General features: G+C 72.6%; 18 protein-coding genes and 3 pseudogenes. 16 read left to right on the plus strand and 5 right to left on the minus strand.

The window, feature by feature from the left end; genetic code table 11:
* Both IE269_RS19455 and IE269_RS43230 read left to right on the plus strand, forming a co-directional pair.
* Nucleotides 1-165 (plus strand): annotated as a pseudogene (locus IE269_RS19455) (methionine adenosyltransferase); the annotation flags it as partial.
* Nucleotides 164-277, plus strand: a pseudogene (locus tag IE269_RS43230) (shikimate kinase); the annotation flags it as partial. The pseudogenes IE269_RS19455 and IE269_RS43230, both read left to right, overlap by 2 nt.
* Before the next feature lie 280 nt (nt 278-557).
* Here IE269_RS43230 and IE269_RS19460 read toward each other — a convergent pair.
* Nucleotides 558-1679, minus strand: a pseudogene (locus IE269_RS19460) (glycosyltransferase 87 family protein); the annotation flags it as partial.
* A gap of 87 nt (nt 1680-1766) precedes the next feature.
* Here IE269_RS19460 and IE269_RS19465 point away from each other — a divergent pair.
* Together IE269_RS19465 and IE269_RS19470 are read left to right on the plus strand one after the other, a co-directional pair.
* The gene (locus tag IE269_RS19465) at nt 1767-3005 is read left to right on the plus strand and encodes a sensor histidine kinase (RefSeq protein WP_189824319.1); all 1239 of its coding nucleotides are present in this window, start codon (nt 1767-1769) and stop codon (nt 3003-3005) included.
* Nucleotides 3002-3691 (plus strand): response regulator, encoded by a 690-nt coding sequence (locus tag IE269_RS19470; protein ID WP_189824320.1) that lies wholly within the window; start codon nt 3002-3004, stop codon nt 3689-3691. The genes IE269_RS19465 and IE269_RS19470 overlap by 4 nt, the downstream gene beginning before the upstream one ends.
* A gap of 71 nt (nt 3692-3762) precedes the next feature.
* Here IE269_RS19470 and IE269_RS19475 read toward each other — a convergent pair whose 3' ends face one another.
* The 3 genes from IE269_RS19475 to IE269_RS19485 are packed head-to-tail and all read right to left on the minus strand — an operon-like array spanning nt 3763 to nt 6129.
* Nucleotides 3763-3948: a hypothetical protein gene (locus tag IE269_RS19475; protein ID WP_189824321.1), complete on the minus strand. Its 186-nt coding sequence runs from the start codon at nt 3946-3948 to the stop codon at nt 3763-3765.
* 37 nt (nt 3949-3985) lie between these two features.
* Nucleotides 3986-4798 (minus strand): class I SAM-dependent methyltransferase, encoded by an 813-nt coding sequence (locus tag IE269_RS19480; RefSeq protein ID WP_189824322.1) that lies wholly within the window; start codon nt 4796-4798, stop codon nt 3986-3988.
* Complete coding sequence (locus IE269_RS19485) at nt 4795-6129, minus strand: cytochrome P450 (RefSeq protein ID WP_189824323.1); 1335 nt, start codon at nt 6127-6129, stop codon at nt 4795-4797. Before IE269_RS19485 ends, IE269_RS19480 begins: the two co-directional genes overlap by 4 nt.
* Before the next feature lie 474 nt (nt 6130-6603).
* Between IE269_RS19485 and IE269_RS19490 the strand changes: the two genes are divergently transcribed.
* The 9 genes from IE269_RS19490 to IE269_RS19530 all read left to right on the plus strand — a co-directional run bounded on the left by IE269_RS19490 (nt 6604) and on the right by IE269_RS19530 (nt 16475).
* A complete protein-coding gene (locus IE269_RS19490; RefSeq protein WP_189824324.1) occupies nt 6604-6972 on the plus strand; it encodes a hypothetical protein in 369 nt (122 codons plus the stop codon).
* Nucleotides 6973-7059: 87 nt separating this feature from the next.
* Complete coding sequence (locus IE269_RS19495) at nt 7060-8004, plus strand: ABC transporter ATP-binding protein (RefSeq protein WP_189824325.1); 945 nt, start codon at nt 7060-7062, stop codon at nt 8002-8004.
* Nucleotides 7995-8885, plus strand: a complete 891-nt coding sequence (locus IE269_RS19500; RefSeq protein ID WP_189824326.1) for an ABC transporter permease — start codon at nt 7995-7997, stop codon at nt 8883-8885. Before IE269_RS19495 ends, IE269_RS19500 begins: the two co-directional genes overlap by 10 nt.
* Nucleotides 8886-9077: 192 nt before the next feature.
* Nucleotides 9078-10298 carry a cytochrome P450 gene (locus IE269_RS19505; protein WP_189824327.1) on the plus strand — a complete coding sequence of 407 codons (1221 nt, stop codon included), beginning with the start codon at nt 9078-9080 and terminating at the stop codon, nt 10296-10298.
* Entirely contained in the window at nt 10291-11526 is a 1236-nt protein-coding gene (locus IE269_RS19510; protein ID WP_189824328.1) for a flavin monoamine oxidase family protein, read from the plus strand. The genes IE269_RS19505 and IE269_RS19510 overlap by 8 nt, the downstream gene beginning before the upstream one ends.
* On the plus strand, nt 11523-12479 hold the full coding sequence (locus IE269_RS19515; RefSeq protein WP_189824329.1) for a Rieske 2Fe-2S domain-containing protein: 957 nt from the start codon (nt 11523-11525) through the stop codon (nt 12477-12479). Before IE269_RS19510 ends, IE269_RS19515 begins: the two co-directional genes overlap by 4 nt.
* Nucleotides 12476-13324: an alpha/beta fold hydrolase gene (locus IE269_RS19520; protein ID WP_189824330.1), complete on the plus strand. Its 849-nt coding sequence runs from the start codon at nt 12476-12478 to the stop codon at nt 13322-13324. The genes IE269_RS19515 and IE269_RS19520 overlap by 4 nt, the downstream gene beginning before the upstream one ends.
* A gap of 123 nt (nt 13325-13447) precedes the next feature.
* Nucleotides 13448-14416 (plus strand): hypothetical protein, encoded by a 969-nt coding sequence (locus IE269_RS19525; protein WP_189824331.1) that lies wholly within the window; start codon nt 13448-13450, stop codon nt 14414-14416.
* A 640-nt stretch (nt 14417-15056) separates the two neighbouring features.
* Nucleotides 15057-16475 carry an NAD(P)/FAD-dependent oxidoreductase gene (locus IE269_RS19530; RefSeq protein ID WP_189824332.1) on the plus strand — a complete coding sequence of 473 codons (1419 nt, stop codon included), beginning with the start codon at nt 15057-15059 and terminating at the stop codon, nt 16473-16475.
* 73 nt (nt 16476-16548) lie between these two features.
* Here the strand turns inward: IE269_RS19530 and IE269_RS19535 are convergent, their stop codons facing one another.
* A complete protein-coding gene (locus IE269_RS19535) occupies nt 16549-19065 on the minus strand; it encodes an ATP-binding protein (RefSeq protein ID WP_189824333.1) in 2517 nt (838 codons plus the stop codon).
* 325 nt (nt 19066-19390) lie between these two features.
* Between IE269_RS19535 and IE269_RS19540 the strand changes: the two genes are divergently transcribed.
* From IE269_RS19540 to IE269_RS19550, 3 genes are all read left to right on the plus strand, one after another.
* Nucleotides 19391-21643, plus strand: coding sequence for a TOMM precursor leader peptide-binding protein (locus IE269_RS19540; RefSeq protein WP_189824334.1), 2253 nt, complete (start codon nt 19391-19393; stop codon nt 21641-21643).
* Between the two features lie 148 nt (nt 21644-21791).
* Entirely contained in the window at nt 21792-23225 is a 1434-nt protein-coding gene (locus IE269_RS19545; RefSeq protein ID WP_189824335.1) for a SagB family peptide dehydrogenase, read from the plus strand.
* Nucleotides 23226-23259: 34 nt separating this feature from the next.
* A complete protein-coding gene (locus IE269_RS19550) occupies nt 23260-24072 on the plus strand; it encodes an HlyD family efflux transporter periplasmic adaptor subunit (protein ID WP_189824336.1) in 813 nt (270 codons plus the stop codon).
* Nucleotides 24073-24075: the final 3 nt, after the last annotated feature.

Here is a 24075-nt window from a genome sequence, read left to right on the forward strand (position 1 = left end):
GTCGTCGTCTCCTCGCAGCACGCGTCCGACATCGACCTGGACTCGCTGCTCGCGCCCGACATCCGCGAGTTCGTCGTCGAGCATGTCCTCAAGCAGCTCGTCGAGGACGGCATCAAGCTGGACACCGAGGGCTACCGCCTCCTGGTGAACCCGACCGGCCGCTTCCCGCCGCACCCTGTACACCGAAGTCGCCCGGGTGGTCGTCGCCACCGACGGGCGTACCCCCGAAGAGGTCGCCCAGGCGGTCCTGGACGCACTGGAGTTGAAGGACGCATGACCACCAGCGAGCAGGCTGAGCAGGCAACGGCGCCGACGCGGATCACCGTCGGCGGCACGGACGGCACCGAGGCGTACGACGTGCTGGCCGGACGGGACGACGTGAACCCGGTGGTCGTGACAGCTCCCGTGCCGGTCGGCCGGCCGGCGGCCGAGGTGAGCCGGTGCCAGCAGACCAGCACCAGCGGGTAGGCGAGGTAGCCGAATCGGGTGGCGGGCAGCAGGCACATCGCGAGGGCGAGGCCCAGTGCCAGCCGGTTGCTCGCGGCGGCGGTGCTGCGCGGCGGGCGGACGACCAGGGAGAGGGCGACTCCCGCCGCGGCGAGCACCAGGGCCCCCAGCGCGAGGGCGAAGCCGCCCGGAACGTACGTGGTCAGAAGGTGTCCCGGCAGGGGACTGGTCGCCGGGGAACCGGTGCCGCCCTCACCGAGCGGGAACAGGAGTACGTGTTCGGCGAAGGCGGAAGGGTTCGCGAGCACCACGGGCAGGAGAGCCAGCGCGCAGACGGCAAGGGCCACCAGGGCCGCGCGCGCGGCGGAACGTCGTCCCGCCGCGCCGAGGAGGAGGACCAGTCCGACCGGCAGCAGCGGCCAGGCGGTCCACTTGAGGGCCGCCGCCGCGCCCAGGGCGAGCCCCACCGCCACTCCGGATCCGCCTCGCCCGGCCAGGGCCAGTGCGAGGCACATCAGGCCGATCACCGGGAGATCGACACCGCCCACCGCGAGCGGCAGCGCGACGACCGGCGCGGCGGCCAGCAGGAGGAGAGGCGTGCAGGGGGTGGCCCGGGGTTCTCCGGGGCCGTTTCGCCGGGTTGTCGTTTTCGCAGCTGTGCGGACGGCCAGGAACATGCTGCCGAGGAAGACGATGCCGAACCAGATTCCGGCGTCCGAGAGGATGCCCCCGCCCAGTACGGCCTTCGGCAGCCCGAAGAGGGCCATGCCGGGCAGATAGGGGTTGTACTCCCACAGCTCGCTGGGCGCCGACACGTAGGGGCTGCCGGATGTCAGGAGCAGGAGTCCGGACTGTTCCACCACGTGGACTTCCAGCTGGCGTGCTCCGGAGACCACCAGCATGGCCAAGGGGACCAGGACCGCTCCGGCTGCGGCGACCAGTGAACTCCGCTGGTTCCAGGGGGTCTTGGAGCGGCAGGACAGCAGGGCCGCCGCGCCGTAGCCCGTCGCGGCGGAGACTCCCCAGACCCGGTGCGGCACGAGATCCGTCAGCGAGGCGAGCAACGCCGCGAACACGGAGCAGGCCAGCCAGCCCATGGTCTCGACCGAACGCGGTCCGTGCATTGGTGCCGAACGCGGTCCATGCATCGGTGCCCTCCAGTCCCCTTGCGTTTGCCGACGGCCAGTCTTCGCAAGAGACGGGAGGAGATCGTCACACCCGGGTACGGTCATCACCGCCACCCCGTAGTACCAGCCAGGGGCTTGCAGTCACCCCGTGCGGTGATGACCTTGAAGCGTTCCGACGCGAGAATTCGCTGCATGTTTCCGTTGTCGCTCCGGAGTCCGACCGCCTGGCAGCATTCCGTCCGCCACCCGTACGTCAGTGGAGCGCTCCTCGGTGTCCTGGCGGTCGCCGAAGCAGTGCACGGGCAGGTCACCTCCGTCACCGTGCTGGTCACGCTCGCCCTGGCCGTACTGCCCCTACTGGCACGCCGGCGGGAGCCACGTGTCGGATTCGTCGTGCTCGGGGCGTCCCTGCTGAACTTCCTCTTCCGCCCGGAGCTACTGCTGACCGCGGCGGTGGCCGGAGCCATGGGTCTGTACACGCTCGCCCGGCATCGTGCGATCCATCCGCTGCTGACCATTGCCCTCGGCGTGAGCGGCTCGCTCCTGGTCAACATCGGACATGTCATGAGAGGTGCCTACGATCTCGGCGGGAGAGCGCCGGTACTGGGAGGAGACGGCTCCCTCTCCTACTTCACCGAGTCCTTCGTCCTGGCCGTGGCGATGATCGCGACGGTCTGCGTGGCCGATGCCGTCCGCGCCCGAGAGGAGTCGAGGCTGGCCCGCGAGGCCGCCCAGCGCAAACTGATCGCGATGGAACGCGAGCATGCGGCTGCTGCCGAACGGGCTTCCATAGCAAGGGAGTTGCACGACATCGTGGCCCACTCCGTGTCCGTGATCGCCGTCCAGGCCGAGAGCGCGACCTACACCACGCCCGACCTCTCGCCTGCGGCCAGGGACGGATTTCAGCAGATCGCAGGGTCCGCCCGCTCGGCCATGTCCGAACTGCGGCAACTGCTCAGCGTCCTGCACACCGACGCCACGGAGAGGGCTTCCGTCGCACCGCAGCCGACGCTGGACTCCCTCGACGCGCTCCTGGCGGCCCATCGCTCCGGCGGCGGTCAGGTCGAACTGCACACCGAAGGCATCCGCCCCGACCTGCTGCCGCCGTCGCTCGAACTCACCGTCTACCGGATCGCGCAGGAAGCACTGACCAACACCCGGCGCCACGCCCCCGGAGCCAAGGCCCAGGTGGACATCAGCTACGCACCGGGGCGAGTACGCCTGAACATCCGCGACGACGGGCCGGGACCGCAGGACCCGGACGCCGCGCGAAGCGGGGGCCACGGCCTGGACGGGATGGTGGAACGGGCGAAGCTCATCGGCGGGCAGTTGACCCACGGCGGGGCAGGTCCCGAAGGCGGATTCCAGGTTCGGGCCGACCTGCCCATCGCCACCTACGAGGAGAACCCCGTGAGGAGCACCGGCCGGTGAAGACGACGGAGCCCATACGCGTGATCGTGGCCGACGACCAAGCCGTTGTCAGGGCGGGCTTCGTCAATCTGCTGTCCACGCAGGAGGACATCGAAGTCGTCGGCGAGGCGCAGAACGGCCACGAGGCCGTTGAACTCGCCGCCGCCCTTCGACCGGATCTGGCTCTGCTGGACATCCGGATGCCGAAGGTGGACGGCATCCAGGCCGCCCGCACCATCCTCAAGGAGGGCAACGGCACCACCAAGGCCCTGATGCTCACCACCTTCAACCTCGACCAGTACGTCTTCGACGCACTGGCGGCCGGGGCGAGCGGCTTTCTGCTGAAGGACACCACGTTCCCCGAGCTGCTCAACGCGGTACGCGTGGTGGCCGCCGGTGAGGCGATGCTGGCCCCTGCCGTCACCCGCCGACTGATCGCCGAATTCGCTCACCGTAACCCCGGCGGCGGGACGGCGCAGCTCTCCGCCCCGCCGCTCGACCAACTCACCGCCCGCGAGTACGAGGTGATGCTGCTCATCGCCCGGGGGTTGTCCAACACCGAGATCACTCAGCGGATGACCATCACCGACAACACCGTGAAGACGCATATCAACCGGCTCTTCAGCAAGTTGGGACTGCGCGACCGGGCGCAGGTCGTCATCGTCGCGTACGAACTGGGGCTGATCACTCCGAGCGGCAGCGGCTGAAGCGTTCGTCCGCTTGGCCCTTGCCGGGCTTCAGGTGGAGGGGAGTCTGCCGGGCGGCGGGGGAGTTGGGGTCAGAGGCGGGGGCGGCGGCTCAGGGCGATTCCGGCGAAGAGGAAGGCGACGCCGAGGGCGCCCGCGATGATGGCCGCGGTGGTCTTGGTGGGCTGCTGGCTGGCGTTCAGGACGGCGGTGACCACGCCCATCACGCCGCTGATGTAGCAGAAGATGGTGATGAAGATCTTGAGGTTGGGGTTCATGGTGGGGCTCCTGGGGGTGGGGTGAGGGGAGAGGGGGTTATGGGGCGGTTCCTGCGGCGGTGAGGCCGAGGAGCATGACGTAGGCGTTCGGGTCGGTGCGGAAGCGGTTCCAGCGGTCTGCGGCGAGGGCGAACTCCGCGAGGGTGAGGGCGCCCGAGGCGACCAGGGGCTGGAGGCGGCCGGGGCCCAGGTGCGGGGCGAAGTCCGCGGTGGGGCGGTCGTCGTTGGTGGTCGCGAAGGGGCGGAGGGTGACGTCCGTGCAGCCCGTGGTGCGCAGGAGGCGGGTGAGGTGGCGGCCGATGGTGCGGTTGCCGCCCGCCGACTGCTGGGCCTGGGACAACTTGGCGTGGATGGAGGCCAGTTCGGGGTAGGCCGGGTCGGCCAGGCCCCAGCAGGAGGCGTCGACCTCGGTGACGAGCAGCCTGCCGCCGGGGCGGAGGATGCGTACGGCTTCGCGCAGGGCGGGGAGCGGGTCGGCGAGGTGTTGGAGTACGTAGCGCAGGAGTACGTATCCGGCCGAGGCGTCCGGGAGGGGGAGGGCGGCGGCGTCCGCGACCAGGAGGGTGGCGCCGCAGTCGGAGGCGTGGGAGAGGAGGGTGGGGTCGATGTCGACGGCCGTGACGGCGAGGTCGGGGTGGGCGGCGCGCAGGCGGCGGGTGACCGCGCCCGAGCCCGCGCCGACCTCGACCAGGGGGCCGTGGGCCGGGTCCAGGCCGAGTTCGTGCAGGATGCGCAGTTCCTCGGGGAAGGAAAGGTCGGCCTGGGCCTCCAGGCGGGCCAGTTCGCCGGTGAGGCCGCCGGAGGTGGTGGCGGCGGGGTCGTAGGAGCCGGCGGGGGAGAGAGTGGTCATCGCGGCGTCACCTTCATGCGCATGCCGTGCTTGGGGCGGAGGGTCACCAGGGCCTCGGGCTCCACGGGGAAGCCGGGTTCGAGCGTGAGGTCGGCCTGCTGGAGGAGGGTGGCGAGGACGAGGACGGCCTCGACCAGGGCGAAGTGGCGGCCGATGCAGGTCCGTTCGCCGCCGCCGAAGGGCAGGTAGAGGTGGCTGGGGAGGTCCGGGGCGGTGAAGCGGGCGGGTACGTAGTCGTCGGGGCGGTCCCAGTGGTCGGGGTGGCGGTGCAGGACCCACTGGCTGACGCAGACCAGGGCGCCGGCGGGGATCTCGTAACCGTCGATCAGGTCGGGACCGGTGGAGCGGCGGGAGATCAGCCAGACCGGAGGGTAGAGGCGCATGGCCTCCTCGATGGCGCGGCGGCAGTGCACCAGGTCCGGGAGGTCGGCGGCGGTCGGGGTGCGGCCGGCCAGGACCGTGTCGAGCTCCGTGCGGATCAGGGCGGCCTCGGCGGGGTGCCGGTCGAGGAGGTGGAGCGTCCAGGTGAGCGTTTTCGCGGTGGTCTCGTGACCGGCCATGATCAGGGTGAGGACCTGGTCGCGCAGCTCGACGTCGGTGAGCTCGCCGATCATCGTGTCCATGAGGGTGCCCTGGTGCGCGGCGGCCGGGCCCGTGGCGCGGCGCGAGGCGATGACCGTACGGGCGACGAGCTGGAGGAAGGCACGGGCCTGTACGTATCCCTTGCGGCGCAGGGCCGTGTCCTCGGGGTCCGGGTCCGGGTCGGGTACGTAGTGGCCCATGAAGAGGTTGGCCGCGTCGACCGCCCGGCCGAAGCCCTCGCCCGCCGACCCCAGGTCCACGCCGAGCACCGCCCGGGTGAGGATCGCCAGGGTGAGCGAGGTCAGGTGGTGGTCCACCGGGAGGGCCGCACCGGAGTCCGGGGCCGTGCGCCAGCGGTCCAGGAGGGCCTGGGTCTCCTCGGTGATGATGGTGTCGAAGGCGGTGACGGCGGTGCGCCTGAACGCCGGTGCGCAGAGCCTGCGTTGACGGGCCCACTCGTCGCCGTCGCTGGTCAGCAGCCCGTTGCCGAGGAGAGGGCGCAGCATCGCGTCGTCCGGGGTGTTCACCTTCGTGTACCGGGCGACGTTGTCCTTCAGGACGTGCCGGGCCAGGTCCGGGCGGTGCAGCATGTAGACGCGCTCGCCGTCGCCGACGTGGCTGGTGACGTCCCCGTACTCGCGGTTCATCCGGGTCACGAAGGCCAGCGGGTCCGCGCGCATCGCCGCCATGTCCACGGGGTCCGCAGGCCCCGGCGGGACCGTGCCCGCCGGGGCGGTGGTGGGTGTCATGTGAACCTCCGTAAAAAGTGGGCCGCGCAAGCGGGCGGCACGCGGGACCCGTTGCGCGGATCCCGATACGTAGGGCCTGTTGCGTAATCCCGAATCCGCCGTACGTATGTGGCGTACGTAATTCCGTAATCGTCGGGGAATTGCCTCGACCGCCCTCCGGGCATCTCACCCGGGGGCGGTCCACGTGAGAGTATGCGTTTCGCGGCGGGAGTCAACCCGCCTGCGGCACGCCACAGTTGAATTACCGTAACGCCGGTATGGGTTCGGCTCAATGCTTATCCGGGGCGGTCCGGGACGACGCACAATACGTCAGGCCGAAAGGCCGGCGGATTACGTTTCTTTGCGTCTTGGCCGCGGCGGCGAAACCGTGTGAATGTTTGTCCGTCGCCGGCACAACGACCGAAACACACAGCTTCGAGAAGCGCCCACAAGCGCCCCGAAGCTTCAAGAAACGTCAGACAAGGGAGAGTTCGCATGGCTCTGGACCCCCAGCAGCGGGCAGAATTCGTCAACGCCTACACCCGTGTGCTCATCAGCTCCTGGTCCGACGAGGCGTTCGCCGCCCGGCTCCAGTCCGACCCGAAGGCCGCGCTGGCCGAGGCCGGCCTGGAGATCCCCGAGGGCAGCGAGATCGTCATCGTCACCCAGGCCCCCGAGGGTCACCAGGAGGGCAACCTGGACGTCCAGGTCGCCCTGTGGGAGACCGGTCTGGCCACCGGACGCTACGAGTTCCACATCCCGGAGACGCCGACCGTCGACGCCGCGGAGCTGAGCGAGGGCGACCTCTCGGACGTCGCCGCCGGCTGCAACTACTGCTGCTGCCCGTGCTGCTGCTGCACCTGATCGGCAGCTGACTGTTCCCGGCCGCGACGAGCGGCCGGGGCACAACAGCCCCGAGCGCACCACATTCCCCCTTCGCTGGAGTGATCCATGTCCACTGCGCAGGAAGCGCATCCGGTTTCCGTCCGCGGTCTCGCCAAGAAATACGGCGACACCTTCGCGGTCCGCGACCTCAGCCTCGACATTCACCGGGGTGAGGTATTCGCACTGCTCGGGCCCAACGGCGCGGGCAAGACCACGACCGTCGACATACTGACGGGCGTAAGACGGCGCACCGGCGGAGACGTGCGGGTCCTCGGCCGAGATCCGGCCGAGGACCCGCGGGAATGGCGGGCGAGAATCGGCGTGGTGCCCCAATCCACCGGGGCCTACGTGGATTTGAACGTACGGGAGGTCGTCGCGCACTTCGCGGCGATGTACCCGGCGCCGCTTCCGGTGGACCAAGTGCTCGACATGGTCGGGCTCGGAAAGCACCATGCGGCCTCCGCGCTGTCGCTCTCCGGCGGCCAGCAGCGCAGGCTCGACGTGGCCGTCGGCGTCATCGGCGACCCCGAACTGATCTTCCTGGACGAGCCCACCACCGGGCTCGACCCGGTGGCCCGGCGGGAGGCCTGGGACCTGGTCCGCTGGTTCGCCGACCGGGGCCGCACCACCGTCCTGACCACCCACTACCTCGACGAGGCCGAGGAGCTCGCCCAGCGGGCCGGCGTCGTCGTCGGCGGCCGCCTCGTCGAATGCGGCACGCCCGCGGAGCTCGGCGGCCGGGACACCACCCCCGCGACCGTCACCTTCCGCCGCTGCGAGCGGCTCGCGGACCGGGCGCTGCCCCACGGGCTGCCCGGGTCCACCCGGGCGGAGGAGAGCGGCGGCCTCGTCACGCTGCGAACTCCCGCACCCATGGGCGTACTTGAGGTCCTGCTGCCCTGGGCGCACGAGGTGGGCGTCCAGGAACTCGCCGAACTGAGGGTGCACCGGCCCACCCTCGAAGAGATCTACCTCGACCTGATCGCGCGGGAGGCAGCCGCATGTCACTGACCAAGGACAACCGGCTGCGCGGGGAGACCGCCGAGCCCCCCGGTGAAGCCGTGGGCCCGCCCGTCGTCGCGCGCCCGCACCGGGCGCCCGGGCTGCTGCGGGCCAGTGCCGCCCGCTCGTCCGTCGAGCTCAAGGCCTTCTTCCGCAACAAGCAGTCGCTGGTCTTCACCCTCTTCTTCCCGGTGATCCTGCTCGTCGTGTTCGGCTCGATCTTCTCCGGGAAGGTCGAGGGCACCGACACCGACTTCCGGCAGGTGTTCATGGCCGGAGTGGTCGCGGCGGGCGTGATGAGCACCGCGTTCTCCGGGCTCGCCATCAGCGTCGCCATCGAGCGCGACAACGGCACCGTCCGCCGGCTCGCGCTCACACCCATGCCCAAGGCGGCGTATTTCCTGGGCAAGTTGGCGCGTGTGGTGGTGACCACCGTGCTGGAGACCGTCCTGCTCATCGGCATCGCGGTGGTCGCCTTCGACCTGCCGCTGCCGTCGACGCCCGGACGCTGGCTCACCCTCGCCTGGTGCATCACGCTGGGCACGGCCGCATGCGCGCTGGCGGGGGTCGCGTACAGCGCGGTGATTCCCAACAGCCGGTCGGCGTCGGCGATCGTCACACCGGTGTTCATGGTGCTCCAGTTCATCTCCGGGGTCTTCTTCCCGTTCCACCAGCTGCCGCTGTGGATGCAGAACACCGCCGCCCTCTTCCCGGTGAAGTGGATGGCGCAGGGCTTCCGTTCGGTGTTCCTGCCGGACTCCTTCACCGCCGTCGAACCCGCCGGGTCGTGGGAGCTGGGCCGGATCGCCCTGGTCCTGGCCCTGTGGGCGGTCGGCGGACTCGTCGCCACCGTCCTGACCTTCGGCTGGCGCGGGCCGCGCGTGCGCTGAGGTCCCTGCGGGGCGGCGGTGCAGGGTGCGTGCGGGTGCGGTCCCGGCGGGCGTTGTGCGCAGTTCCCCGCGCCCCTGAAAGTCCCGAGCCCCTGAAGCCACCGCGCCCCTGAAACTCCCGAGCCCCTGAAGCCCCCGCACCGCGACCCGTCGACCGCCCCGGCCCCGCCCCACGAAAGGAGCGCGCATCCCGTGACCACCGCCGCCGTCCGGCTGCCCGCCGGTATCGCCCACCCCTTCGCCCCGGCCGGACGCGTCGACCCGTATCCGGCGTACACGTGGCTGCGCGCCCACGACCCGGTGCACCGCGACCCGATGACCGGGATGTGGCTGGTCACCGGGTACGCGGACTGCACCGCGCTGCTCAAGGACCCGGCGTTCTCCGCCGCCGCCGGCCAGCGCGAGCGGGCCCGGGAGGACGACCTGCCGGTGTCGATGCTCACCTCCGACGGCGCCGACCACGCCCGGCTGCGCGCCCCCGGCGCCCGCCTGCTGGGCCCCGCCGCCATGGTGCAGATCGCCGACGGCGTGGCCCGCGACGCGGACGCCCTCCTGGAGCGGGCCGGTGAACGGGACGTGCTCACCGACGCCGTCGAGCAGCTCGGCAGCCCGCTCGCCACCGCCGTCCTCGCCCGGCTCTTCGGCCTGCGCGACGACCAGCGGGCCCCCTTCGCGCAGCTCGCCCGCGCCGCCTCGGTCAACCTCGACCCGCTCGCCCCGCCGCCATTGGCCCGCCTCGGCCGCGCCGCGATGGGGGAGCTGACCCGCTACCTCGACGCCCACACCGACCAGGCGCTGCCGAGCCCCCTGCGGGACTTCGCCGCCGACACCCGGCTCACCCGCCAGGAGATGCTCGGCGTCCTCGGCCTCGCCGTCGTCGGCGGCTGGCAGCCCCTCGCCGAGTCCATCGGCAACGCCCTGTACTGGCTGCTGCCCCGCCCCGACGTGCGCGCGGCCCTGGCCCTGGGGACGACGGACGCCGCCGGGACGGCCATGGACGAACTCCTGCGCCTCGAAGCCCCCATCCCCTTCACCGCCCGCGTCACCGTCCGCGACGCGGAGCTGCCGGGCGGGCGGATTCCCGCCGGGTCCCGCGTCCTGGCCGTGCTCGCCGCCGCCAACCGCGACCCCGCCGTCTTCGCCGACCCCGAGCAACTGCGCCACGACCGCAGCCCCAATCCCCACCTGGCCTTCGGCGGCGGCCCGCACTTCTGCCTCGCCGCCCGCCTGGTGCGGCAGTCGGGCGCGCTGCTGCTCTCCCGTCTCGTACGGACCTACCCGGCCGCCGCGCTCACCGGACCCGAGCCCCGCTGGGCCGCGACGCTGATCCCGCGCAGGCTCACCTCGCTGGGCGTGGACCTCAACGGAACCGGCACAGGCACCGGCACGGGAACGGAGGCCGGCCGTGCCTGACGTGATCGTGGTCGGCGCCGGCGTCGCCGGGCTCGCCTGCGCGGCCGACCTGTCCGGCGCAGGCGTCGACGTACTCGTCCTGGAGGCCCGGGAGCGGATCGGCGGACGCGTCCTCACCCACCGGCCCGCCGACGGCGGCCCGCCCCTCGAACTCGGCGCGCAGATCGTGCACGGCGACCGCAACCCCGCCCACACCCTCCTCGGCGCCCTGCCCGCAGCCCCCCGCCCGCAGTCCGCCTCCGTCGTCCTGGGCCGCGTCGCCCGCCCGATGGCGGTCCTCGCGCGGGGCCCGCACGCCCCCTGGCTGCTGGAAGGACGACTCGTACGGTACGAGGACGACGCCTCGCCCGGCGGCCTCTCGGCCGACGCGTGGCTGGCCCGCAGCGGAGCCGGTGACGCCGAGCGTGCGGTGGCGGGGGAGTGGCTGCGCCAGACCTGGGCAGCCGACCCGGCGAGCCTCGACGCGGCGGCGGTGGCCCTGGCGATGCGTCAGGACCCGGGTGGGCAGGGTGAGTTCATTGTTCCCGGCGGCATGGACCGCATCCCCGCCGCGCTGGCGGAGGGGGTCGAGGTGCGCACCGGGACGCCCGTCCACCGCATCGAACGGGACGCGGACGAGGTCCGGGTCGTCACCGGAGAAGGCGTGCTGACCGCACGGCAGGTCGTCGTGGCCGTGCCGCCGGCCGTGGTCGACCGGGGACTCCTGGAGATCGGCGGCCTGGACGCCGACCGGCGGGAGGCGGCCCGCACGCTGCGCCCGGGTGACGGCTTCGTGGCCGTCGCCACGCTGTCCGCGCCCGCCCCCGCGAGCGTCTCGGTGTTCGACGCCGACGGGGTGAGCGGCTTCCTGAGCTGCGTGCAGGGCCGCCCGGAGGTGCTGGTCGTCGCCAAGGGCGCCGCCGCGCGGTACCTGCGCACCGCCGTGTCCGGCGGGCAGTTGGGCGGGCTGATCGCGGTGGCGCTGCCGTGGACCCGTACCGCCGAAGTGACCGGCGTCGAGGTCGCCGACTGGGGTGCGGACCCGTATGCGGGCGGTGCGTTCTGCGCGCCCGGACCCGGTACGGCGGACGCCGCCCGCATCTGGGCGCGGCCGACGGACGACGGGCGGCTGTTCTTCACCGGGGAGGCCGCCGTGGCGGGCCGGGCGCTGCCGTGGATGCAAGGGGCGATCGCCGACGGGCGGCGGGCCGCCGACGACGTGACGGAGGCAAGGAAGCAGTGGCTGTGAACGTGCACTCGGGCTGGTACCTGGCGGCCTTCACCTCCGAACTGACAGGCGACGTCAGCCCGTTGGACCTCGGCACCAGGCGGCTCACCGCCGTGCGCGACGCCTCCGGCATCCGGGTCTTCGACGCCGACTGCCCTCACCGGGGCGCCCACCTCGGGCGCGGCGGACGCCTCGACGGCGGCTGCCTGGTCTGCCCCTTCCACGGGCAGCGGGTGCTGCTCGGGCGGCCCGAGCGCGAGGGGTCGCGGCCCTGGGTGCGGGAGCACGAGGCGGTCGTGTGCGGGCAGGCCCTGTTCGTACGGCTCACCGACGGGCCCGAGGACGACCGGGGGATGCGGACCGTACTGAAGGAACTGGCGGGCAACTACTCGCTGGTCGCCGCCGTGCACCAGCCGGTCGCCGCCCCCGCCGCGCTCATCGTCGAGAACGCCTTCGACACCGACCACTTCACCGCTCTGCACAAGGTCCACCAGGTGCGCGATATGCGCCACCGGCACGGCGCGGAGGGGGAGTTGGTGATGGACGGAGAGTTCCCGATGCCCGCCTCGCCGTGGCGCGGACCCACGGCGGTGCCGGGACGCGAACCCTATGTGCCGCGCTTCTACGCCAGGGCGTTCAGCCCGGGAGTGGTGGTCACCGAGTTCGGGCCGCCGGACGAGGTGCACGTCATCGTCACCGCCGCCGTGCCCGCCGCCGACGGCACCTGCGTCGCCCGGGTCGCCATCGGCGTACGGGAGGGACGCGAGCGCGAACTGCCGATGCTGATCACCGGCAGCAAGCGGGCGCTCGCCGAGGACATCGCGGTCTGGGAACACCTCGCCCACCAGGGGGAGTTCGGGCCGCAGGGTCCTGGCCCCGCCGACGCGGCGGTCGTCGCCTACCGGGAGTTCTGCACGGGCTTCGCGGACCTGGGCACACCCCGCCCCGACACGTCCTGTCCGGAGGAACGATGAGCACCGACCGGCACCTCCTCCCACTGCCAGGTGAACTCGCCGCCATGCACGACGGGTTGCGCGTGCGAAGCGTCGGCAGCGGCCCCACCGTCCTGTGGGTGCACGGCTACACCATGGACTCCACCCTCTGGCGCCCCCTGTGGGAACTGCTCCCCGGCCTGCGCCACGTCGGCGTCGACCTCCCCGGACACGGCGGCTCCGAGCCCCTCGCGCCCGGGACGACCCTGCCCCGGCTCGCCGCCCGCATCCTGGACGTCGCACGCACCGAGGACGCGCACCGCCTCGTCGGGCTCTCCTTCGGCTCGACCGTCGCACTCCACATGGCCCTGGAAGCACCGGACTTGATACGGAGCCTCGTCCTGGGCGCGCCCACCCCGGCCGGCGGTCCGCCCGACCCCGCCGCCCGCAAGCGCTACATCGAGATGCTGATGCTGCGCCGGATGCGCGGCGCCGAAGCGGCCGACCAGCTCGCCGACCTGTGGATGACCGCACCGCCCGACATCTTCCGCGGCACCGAACGCCACCCGGAACTCCGGGCCCGTATCCGCACGGTCGTCTCCCGGCACTCCTGGGCCGAACTCGACAACGGGGCGATGGCCGCCATCAGCGCCCATGTGCACGCCCCCGCCGACCTCGCCCGCATCACGGCCGACACCCTCGCGCTCACCGGCAGCGCCGACATGCCGGTCTTCCACGCCAACGCGGCGATGCTCGCGGGGGCCGTGCCGCGCTGCGCCACCGGCGTCGTGCCCGACAGCGGGCATCTGCCCTTCCTGGAGCGCCCCGAGGCGGTGGCCGGGCGGCTCGCGGCACAACTCGCCGACACCGTAGGGCATTCGACGTAAAGACTGGACAAAGAATTTATTGACGGTTCCTCAAATGCCTTGTCCGTGAAGAACGTTCGGGGTTGTTCACACAGGTGTGACGTTAGGGTGAGGACCGGCCGATCCGGGGGAGTTGGGGGGACGATGCCGATTTTCATGCTGGATTTCTTCGGGATTCTGCTCAATGTGATGGGGGCCGTGGACCTGGCGGATCTGCCCTTCCTCTTCGGCCCGCATCTCCGCGAAGAGCTGGGCATGTTCGAACGGGCCGAACTCACCGTCCGTTTCGCATCCGTCGAAGGGGCGGGCTCGGAAGTACGGGTCCACGACGACGACGGCAGACTGCTGCGGCGGCACGCCTTCCACGGACTCGGCGGGATTCCGCCGCTGCTGCCCCCGTTCGCGGTGCTCGGCGACCGGTTCGCGGTCCTCCAGGCCGCCGTCCTCGCCAAGAACGACGCGGTCGTGGCGCTCGTCGGCGGAGTGGAGTCGCCCCGCAGCGCCCTCGCGCTCGCCCTGGGCGTACGCGGCTGGCGGATGGTCTCCGCGCAGCGCCTGGTCGTCGACCGCGCCACCGGCCAGACCCTGCCTCTCCAGGTCCCCCTCGAACTGCGCGGCGCCGCCCTGGAGTCCGCCCACGCCTGGGGGCTGCCGGAGAAGGACCTGCGCACCGCCTCCTCGCCCCTGACCGGCTCCTACCTCCAGGTCCGCCCGGAGAGCCTGATGGAGACCGTCCCGGTCGGCGCACGCCTCGGACCGGCCACCGTCGTACGGCTGTGTACCGCCGGCGGCCCCCGGGCCGGGCTGGAGGACGGCGGCCGGGCCCCCGCCGTGTGGCCCGTGGACGCCACCGCGCTCCTCGACCGCAACCCCAGGGCGCGGCTGCTGCTGCCCCCGGCCGGAGGCGTCGAGGAAGCCGCCGACCTGCTCGACGCCCGCCTGTGCCCGCCGCTGCCGAAGGAGACCGCACCATGCCCCGCAGACTTGCGTACGACGAGGGAACGGCCTGCTGGGTCGACCATGTCGGCGTCGATCCGACGGGCGCCAAGGACTTCTACGGGCCACTCCTCGACTGGGAGTTCCGCGGCGAAGGCGGCCGCGGCTACCACCTGATCCTGCGCGGCGGCGAGATCGTCGGCGGCCTCGGCCCCAGCCCGATGGGCCCCGGCTACGGCTCCGGCTGGACGGTCTACCTGGCCGCGAAGGACCTCGCCCGCGTCCAGCGCCGCGCCGAGGAGCACGGCGCCCGCTTCACCGTGAGCGGCGTGCCCGCAGGCGTCAACGGGCGGCTCAGCCTCGGCGTCGACCCGCAGGGCGCCGCCTTCGGCCTCTGGGAGGGCCACCACGACGAGGGGGTGGTGCTGGTCGACGAACCGGGCGCACTCGTCGACGCGGAGCTGCACAGCAGCGACACAGCCGCCCAAGAGGCCTTCTACCAAGGGGTGTTCGACGCCCCGTGCGCCGCCGAGCCGCACCCCGTCACCCGCTGGGTGCCCGTCTTCGGCGTCCTCGACCGCACCGCCTTCGAGGACCGGGCACGGGCGGCGGGCGGCCGGGTCCTGGCGTCCGGGCTGATCGGCGACCCGTGGGGCGCGGTCTTCGGCGTACGCACCGCCGTCGCCTCCGGTACGTAATCCGCAGGCTGCGTACCGTCGCCCGTTCTCCCGGCTTCCCTTTCCGTGGAAGTGTTTTCCCGGACGGACCTGTCATTCCGTACGGAAGACACGGATTACCCGGAAGAAAAGGGATTTCCATGGCACCCAAGGTAGTGGTCGTCGGCGGCGGTCCGGCGGGATCCATCGCCGCGGCATTGCTGGCCCGGCAGGGAGCGCACGTCAAAGTCCTGGAACGCGCGCATTTCCCCCGCTATCACATCGGCGAATCCGTGGCGACGTCCTGCCGCAGCATCATCGAACTCGCCGGAGCCCTGGAAAAGGTGTCCGACCGCGGTTACCAGGTGAAGGAGGGCCTGCTCCTGCGCTGGGGCGCCGAGCAGGACTGGGTGGTCGACTGGCCGGAGATCTTCGGCACCGGCGCCCAGACCTCCTGGCAGGTCGACCGCGCCGACTTCGACGACGTACTCCTGAAGCACGCCGCCTCGCAAGGGGCGGAAGTGGTCGAAGGGGCCCAGGTGCGCAAGGTGCTCTTCGAGGAGGGGCGGGCCGTCGGCGTCGAGTGGAGCAGGCAGGGCACGGACCTCACCGAGCACGCCGACTACGTCATCGACGCCTCGGGGCGCGCCGGGCTGCTCTCCGCCCGGCACTTCCGCGACCGGGTGCCGCACGACGTATTCCGCAACGTGGCCGTCTGGGGCTATTACCAGGGCGGTTCGCTGCTTCCCCGAACTCCGCGCGGCGGCATCAACGTCGTATCGGCGCCCGAGGGCTGGTACTGGGTCATTCCGCTGAAGGGCGACGAATACAGCGTCGGATTCGTCACGCACCAGGACCATTTCCTGCGCCGCAAGCAGAAGTACGAGGGCGCCGACGCAATGGAGCGGCTCTTCCTGGACGCCGTCCAGGAATCGGAGACCGTACGAGAACTGGTTGCCCCCGGCACCTACCGGCCCGGTGTGCGCGTCGAGCAGGACTTCTCGTACGCCGCGGAGAGCTTCTGCGGCCCCGGCTACTTCCTGACCGGCGACTCCGCCTGCTTCCTCGACCCGCTCCTGTCGACCGGCGTCCACCTCGCGATGTACAGCGGCATGCTCGCCGCAGCGTCGATCCTCGGGGTGCACGACGGTGACGTCGAGGAGGCGGAGGCCCGCGCCTTCTTCGAGTCGCTGTACCGCAACGCGTACGGCCGGATGTTCTCGATGGTCGCCGGGTTCTACGAGCAGTACCGGGGCAAGGCCACCTACTTCTGGCTCGCCCAGCGCCTGGCCCGCGGACGCTACCCGGAGCTGGTCCGCCGCCACGACGCCTCCACCCCGTTCCGCTCGGCCCCCGACAGCGAGGCCTTCGCGGCGATCACCTCCGGGGCCGCCGACCTGGACGACGCGAGTCGCGCGGGCGGCAGCCGGCCGATCAGCGGCCAGGTGCTCGCCGCGCAGGTCGCCCAGCAGTCCATGGAGGGCGAGCGGTACGACTCCGCCACCGGCCTGTACCTGGTCACCGAACCCCGGCTCGGGGTGCGCCGCACCGCGCAGCCGGCCGAGAACGCGTCCGCCTGATCCCCCCATCGAGGCGTACGCGACGGAGGGCGGGCCCCGGAGACGGGCCCGCCCTCCGCTCCTGCGTCCGGGGCTACACAGACGGCTCCGCGCCCAGCGCACCGATCAGCTCGTGCCTGCTGCGGATCCCCAACTTGCGGTAGATACGGCCCAGATGGGTGTCGACCGTGCGCTTGCTGAGGAAGAGGTTCTCCGCCACCTCCAGGCTGGAGTGCCCGCGCACCACCAGCTCCACCACCCTCAGCTCCGCCGGGGTCAGCAGCGCCCGGCCACCCGCCGCCTGCCCGGACGGGTGGGCGGCGCCCTCGCCCGGGGTGCCGGGTTCGCCGCTCATGATGGTCATGGCCGCCGCGTGCTCGCCCAGTGCCGCGTACGACTGCGCGGCCTGCGCCCGCCAGCGCAGACACGCCGGGTTGGTGATCCCGCGCAGCGCCAGCCGGTGCCCGCAGTCCAGGAACAGGCCGACGGCGGCACCGTGATCGCCCCGGGACGCCGCCACCATGCCCTGCGCCTGGAGGACCAGGGCCCGCACGAACGGATGGGCGGTGCTGTCGGACACCGGCTCCCGGCCCAGCGCGGCCGCAGCCTCCTCCGCCCGGTCGAGCCCGACCAGCGCCCGTGCCGTGCAGGCCAGCCCGGCCGCCGCGAGCGCGGCGGAGTTCAGCTCACGGGCCCGCCGCACCGCCGCCCGCGAATCCGTCAGCGCTGCCTCCAAGTCTCCCTGTACGTAAGCCACTTCCGCCCGCACGAGCAGGGCGGACGGGGCCAGCGCCAGGTCGTCGGTGGCCCGTGCGGTGTCCACCACCCGGTGCGCCAGCGCCGTCGCGCGGGCGTGTGCCCCGGTCCAGGCCAGCGCGAGGGCCGCACCGAGCAGCCCACCGGTCGCGGCGGCCGCCCTGCGGTCGGTGTGCGGGCCGGCCGCCGCCTCCACCCGGGCCGCGAGCCTGCGCGCGGTGCGGTGCCTGCCGGTGGCCGCCGCCGCGGCGGCGAGCGCCCCGGTGAAGGTGCGGGCCGCCGGGTCGTCGGGCAGGCGCACCGCCGCCCGGGCGGCCTGCCGCAGCCGGGGGCGGTGCCCGGCGAGCAGAGCCTGCGCGGTGAGCCGCAGCAGGTGGTCGGAGGAGGCGGAGGGCAGGGCGGCGAGCTCGCCGCAGGCCCGCACGAAGGGCTGCGCCCCCTCGACCGACACGACGAGCGCGGGCGAGGCGAGCGAGGCCAGGATCCCGGCCCGCCGGGCGGCGTCCGGCGCGGTGTCGGCGGCGACGGCGACCTGGCGGGCGGCGCCGTCGAGGTCGCAGTGCAGCTCGACCGCCGCCAGCCGGGCGGTCAGCTCGTGGAACGTTTCGGCAAGATCGCTTTCCGGCTCGTCCGACGCGTCCAGCAGCGCCAGCGCACGGCGCAGATACCGGGACGCCGACCGGTGGTCCCCGGCCGCCGCGGCCTGCCCGCCCGCACTGCGCAGCACGTCGAGCCCCCAGTCGCTGCCCGCCTCCAGCAGATGCTCCGCCGTCCGCCGGGCCGGTGCGCCCGAGCGGGCCAGCACGGTCGCCGCCCGCCCGTGCAGCTCCAGCCGGGTGCGCGCCGGAACCCGGGCCAGCACGGCCGGACGCACCGCCGGGTGCGCGAACTCCGCCGCGCCCGGCTCCGGCCGCAGCAGTCCCTCCCGTACGAGAGCGTCCCTGGCCTGCTGCACATGCGCCTCGCCCCGGCCGGACAGCGCCGCACACAGCGCCACATCGGTGCCGGGGCCCAGCACGGCCAGCTGGGTCAGCAGCTCACCGGCGGCCGGATCGTCCTCGTCCAGCCAGGTCAGGGTCGTCGCCGACAGGGCCTGCGCGGCGATTGCCAGGACCTGCTCGGGGTCGGGCGAGCCCGGCTGGACGTGCTCGCGCCGCAGCCGGGACACCACCTCCTGGAGCACCAGGGGATTGCCGTACGACACGGCATGGCACAGCCCCGCCAGGTCCCGGTCGACCGGTGCGTCGAAGGCCTGGTCGACGGCGTCCGCCGTGCAGGTCGCGCACAACGGCTCGGGCCACAGCCTGCGCAGATACGGCAGGGAGCCCAGCTCCTCGACCACCTGCGGCGCGGCGAGCGGCAGCGAGGCCACCACCAGCACCGGGAGGTCGTCGAGCCGCCGGGCGATGTAGGCGAACCAGCGCAGCGACGGCGCGTCGGCGTGCACCAGGTCGTCCACGAGGAGGGCGAGCGGCCGGTCGGCGGCCAGCGACCGGGTGGTGTCCAGCAGCCGCAGCAGCGCCTCCTGGGTGGGCCCGGCCGGCTGCGGCCCGTCGGCCGCACCCCGCTCCGCGTGGTCGCCCCGGCGTGCGGTGCCGCCGAGCACCGGGTCGAAGAGCTGGCGGACCATCCCGTACTCGAAACCCTGCTCGCTGGGGTGGCAGCGGGCGCGCAGCACGAGCGCGTCGGAGGGCAGCAGCGGGGGCACGGCGCGCAGCAGCGCCGACCTGCCGCTGCCGCGGGCTCCGTGGACGAGGGCGACGGTCGGCCGCCCGGCGGTGAGTTCTGCCGTGTATTCACGTAGCTGGGCGGTGTCCCTTGCGCGGTGGTGCAGTTCCCCGTTCGGTTCATGCATGGCGTCAATGTGGCAGCAGTGCAGGGGGAGATCAAGGCGGAAAATCATCCCGGTGGATTTTCCCGGATTGGTCCGGGGTACGGATCGGGGATGCCGTCGGTATGAGTGGAATGGGAATTCCAAGTTCCGTTTTATGGGGGCGGGTTCGCACGTCGGACCTCGGGCCGCATACGTACGTGACCAGCGCTCCCGCGTACGTATCGCGTGCCGTCGTACGTATCCGGTGAAGCATTTACCCCCGGACCCCACCGTGTTTGAGTGGCCGCCGAGGGACCGCTTTTGACGCGGGACCGAAGGGCAGTGGGCCGCAGAACTGGGGGAGCCGATGGAAAAGCCGCGTCTCAAGGCACATTTCCACGTCGAGGTGTTGGAGGGCGAGCGCGTCTTTCTTTATGCCGAGGGCCAGGATTTCCTGGTTCCCGGAAAGGCCGCGGCGGCCGTCGTGCCGTATCTCGACGGACGGCGCACCGTGCTGGAGATCGTCCAGGAGCTCGCCGGGAAGCTGCCCATCCCCGCCGTGTTCGCCGCGATCACCCGCTTCAAGGCCGCCGGTCACCTCGCGGACGGCCGCCCGGACCTCCCCGAGGAGATCCTCGCCTACTGGGACGCCCTCGGCATCGACCCGGCGCGCACCCTGGGCACCGCACCCGTCACCGTCAGCGCGGCCGACGGCGTCGACCCAGCCCCCGTGCTCGACGCCCTGCGCGCGCTCGGCCTGACGGTGCGCACCGGGGACCTGGACACCGTGCCCGACGAGGGCCTGTCCGTCGTCCTGGTCGCCGACTACCTCGACCCGGCCCTGGAGCAGCGCAACGCCGCCCAACTCGTCGCCGGAAAGGCGTGGTTGCTGGCCAGGCCCAGCGGGCTCGCCCCGTGGATCGGCCCGTTCCTCACGCCCGACCACACCGGCTGCTGGGCCTGTCTGGCCCAACGCCTTACCGGCAACCGCCAGTTGGAGCGCTACCTCGCCGGGAAACGCGGCGAGAGCGTCCCCCGCCACACCGCCCGCGCCCACCTCGCCTCGGGCGCACTGGCTGCCGCCGGAATCCTCGCCACCGAGGCCGCGATGATCGCCGCCACCGGTGAACCCGCCGCGCTCTGCGGCCAGATGGTCACCCTGGAGCTGCCGACCCTGCGCACCGAGACCCACGCGGTCGTCCGCCAGCCCCAGTGCCCGGCCTGCGGCGACCCGAAGCTCGTCAGTGAGCGCAGCCCCAAGGTGGTGCTCTCCGCGCAGGAGGCCCAGCACACCGGCGACGGCGGCTACCGGGTCGACCGGCCGGAAGACACCCTGGCCCGCCTGGAGAAGCACATCAGCCCGCACTTCGGCGCGATCACCCGGCTCGTCTCGCACACCCCCGAGTCCAACACCCTCACCTACAGCTACTCGGCCGGCCACAACTTCGCCATGGTCAACGACAGCATGGACCTGCTGCGCCGCAACCTGCGCGGCCAGAGCGGCGGCAAGGGCCGCAGCGAGATCCAGGCCAAGGTCAGCGCCGTCTGCGAGGCCATCGAACGCTACTCGGGCGTGTGGCGCGGCGACGAGGCCGTGCGCCGGGCCGCGTACACCGAACTGGACCCCTCGACGGCCGTCCACCCGCGCAGCCTGCTGCACTTCTCCGAGGCGCAGCTCGCCGGCCGCGAGACCTGGAACCAGGACCCCGCCAACCGGCTGCACAAGGTCCCCGACCCCTTCGACGAGAGCGCACCCGTCGACTGGGCGCGCGGCTGGTCCCTCACCCACGACGCGGAACGCCTCGTCCCGGCCGCGTACGCCTGGTACGGCCACCCCGACCTCGACGACCACTTCTTCTGCATCTCCGACTCCAACGGCAGCGCCGCCGGGAACACCCTCGAAGAGGCGATCCTCCAGGGCCTGTGCGAGCTGACCGAACGCGACGCCGTCGCCCTGTGGTGGTACAACCGGCTGCGCCGCCCCGCCTTCGACATGGACTCCCTCGCCGACCCGTACGTCGACCAGCTCCGGTCGTACTACGACGCGATGGACCGCGACCTGTGGATGATCGACATCAGCTTCGACCTGGGCATGCCGGTGTACGTCGCCGCGTCCCGGCGGCGGCACGCGGTCGAGGACATCATGGTCGGCTTCGGCGCGCACCCCGACCCCCGGATCGCCGCCTTCCGGGCGCTCACCGAGCTGAACCAGTTCCTGCCGATGATCGAGGCACGCGACGAGAACGGCGACACCGCCTACCTGGTCGACGACCTGGAGACGCTGACCTGGCTCAAGAACGCCACCGTCGAGCAGGAGCCGTGGCTGCTGCCCGACCCCGAGCAGCCCGCGACCGTCGTCGGCCCGCAGGCCGGCTTCGACCTCTCGGCCCGCATCCGCGACCAGGTGGACCGGATCCGCGAGGCGGGCTCCGAGGTGATCGTCCTCGACCAGACCCGGCCCGACCTGGAGCTGAACGTCGTCAAGGTCATCGCCCCCGGCCTGCGGCACTTCTGGCGGCGGCTGGGCGAAGGACGCCTGTACGACGCCCCGGTGCGCCTGGGACTGCTCGAACAGCGCACCGCAGAAGCCGACTTGAACACCTGGAACGTCTTCTTCTGACCGCATGTCGATCGAACTCTGATCGTACGTATTCTGCGGATCGCTCGCGCGGCACCGCCGGCGCGGCTCGGCACAGCGCAACGCACCACGTCGCACCGGCGGGTCACGGCAGTCGCCGTGGCCCGCCTCCTCTCAGGGCGGGGAAACCATGACCACCACAGCACCAGCACCCACCGGGCAGGCCGCGCACACCGCGACCACCGCCGCGTACCGGCTGATCCCCGGTACCACCCTCGACGACCAGGTCCTCACCACCCGCTTCGGCGAACTCCGCCTCAAGGGGCTGACCCCGGGCGTCCTCGCCGCCCTCGGCGCACTCACCGAGGGCGACCTCACGGAAGCCAGCACCAGCGCACTCGTCGTCGCCGGTGACGGTGAAACGGGCCTCCTGCGCTGGCAGATGCTGCGGTCCCGGCTGGATGCGATGGGACTCTTCGAGCACGCGGTGTACGCGGAGGCCGAGGCCGGTGCCGAGACCCCGCACGGCCCGCTCCTGGCCCGCCTCGCCCCCGTCGGCCGGGGCAGCACCGCGCTCAAGCCCGCCCCGTCCGGGCCCGCCCGGCTCACCCGGCACGCCCTCATCCGGCCCGGCGCGGACGGCCTCGTGCTCCAGGCTTCGGGCAGCCCCCTGTCCGTACAACTCACCGCACCGGCTGCCGCGTTCCTCGTCCGACTGGGAGCCTGGACCGACGAGGTGCCCGCTCCCGTGCTGCGCCTGCTGGCCACCGCCGGAGCCCTCGCGGCCGGCGGCCCCGAGCACGACGTGGAGGCCGTCTCGCGCGGCAGCGTCCAGTGGAACCCGGTCGACCTCGCCTTCCATCTGCGAACCCGCGTCCCGGCCTCCGCCCCCGGCTACGGAGGCACCTACCGGTACGCCGACCGCTTCGAGCCGCTGCCCGTCGCCGTACCGCCCGGGGAAGGCGCGCGCGTACCCCTTCCGGTGCCCGACCTGGAGGCGCGCGCCGCCCAGGAGCCGCCGCTGGCACGGGTGCTGGAGGAGCGCACCAGCGTCCGGGAGCACGACGACGACAACCCGCTGACCCTCGCCCAGCTCGCCGAGCTGCTCTACCGCACCGTACGCATCCGCTCGATCTTCGCCGGCAGCGACGGCCAGGAGCTGGCCGACCGGCCGGTGCCCGCCGGGGGCTCCCTGCACGAGCTGGACGTCTACCCGCTGGTCTCCCACGTCGAAGGACTGGAGCCCGGCCTCTACCGCTACGCCTCCGACCGCCACGAACTCGAACTCGTCGCCCCCGCGGGCCCGTTGACCGCACCGCTGGTCAAGGAGATCCGCGACGCCTCCATGATGAGCGCCGACCCGCAGGCCGCCCTGCTGGTCGCGGCCCGCTTCGGGCGCGTGATGTGGAAGTACGAGACGGTCGCCTACCCGCTGATCCTCAAGCACGTCGGCGTCCTCTACCAGTCCTTCTACCTGGTGGGCACCGCCATGGGCCTGGCCGTGTGCGGGCTCGGCGGCGGGGACACCACCGCGTTCGCCGCCGCCACCGGGCACGACCCGCTGGCGGAGGGCACCGTCGGCGAGTTCGTGGTGGGCAGCCGCCCGCAGAGTCCCACCGTCTGAGTCGCGCACCGAGTTCCCGGGGGGAGAGACCACCGTGCAGTTCCGCTACCAGGCCTTGCAGCGCAAGCGGGAACCCGACGAGCTGGACGCACCGGTCCTGCTCGCCGCGCCCCGCGGCTGGATCGCCGTGTTCGTCGTCATGATCGTGATGGCCGGGGCCTGTGTCTGGGCCGCGTTCGCCCGCCTCGACGTCACCGTCGACGCCCCCGGCGTCCTCAGCCACCCGGCAGGCACCAGCCAGGTCCAGAGCCCGTACACCGGCATGGCCCGCGAACTGCTCGTGCGCCCCGCACAGCAGGTCACGGCGGGACAGCCGGTGGCCCGGCTGACCGACGACGCGGGCCGCGTCCGCACCGTCACCAGCCCGTTCGCCGGAAAGGTCATCAGCGCCACCATGACCAGCGGCCAGATCGTCAGGGTCGGCTCCACCCTGGCCACCGTCGAACGCACCGACCTGCCCGGGGACCGGCTCGTCGCCCTGGTCTTCGTCCCCGCCGACCAGGCGGCCCGGCTCGTCCCGGGGCGGCCCGTCTCGCTGTCGGTGTCGACGGCGCCCCCGTCGGCATACGGACTGCTGCGCGGCAAGGTCGCCCGCGTCGACCCGTACCCGCTCACCCGCGAGGCCCTCGCCTCGCTGGTCGGCGGCGACCTCGCGGCCGACGGCTACCACAAGGGGCAGGCCCCGCGCCTGGTCACCGTGGACCTGCTGCGCGACCGGGACTCGGATTCGGGTTACGCCTGGTCGACCACCCGCACCCCGCCGGTCGCGCTCGCCTCGCAGACGTCGGTGACGGCCTCGATCGCGCTGCGCACCCAGTCGCCGCTCGATCTGGTCCTGGGCCGCTGAGGC

The sequence above is a fragment of the Streptomyces spiroverticillatus genome, assembly GCA_014650415.1.
Classification (GTDB): Bacteria; Actinomycetota; Actinomycetes; order Streptomycetales; family Streptomycetaceae; genus Streptomyces; species Streptomyces spiroverticillatus.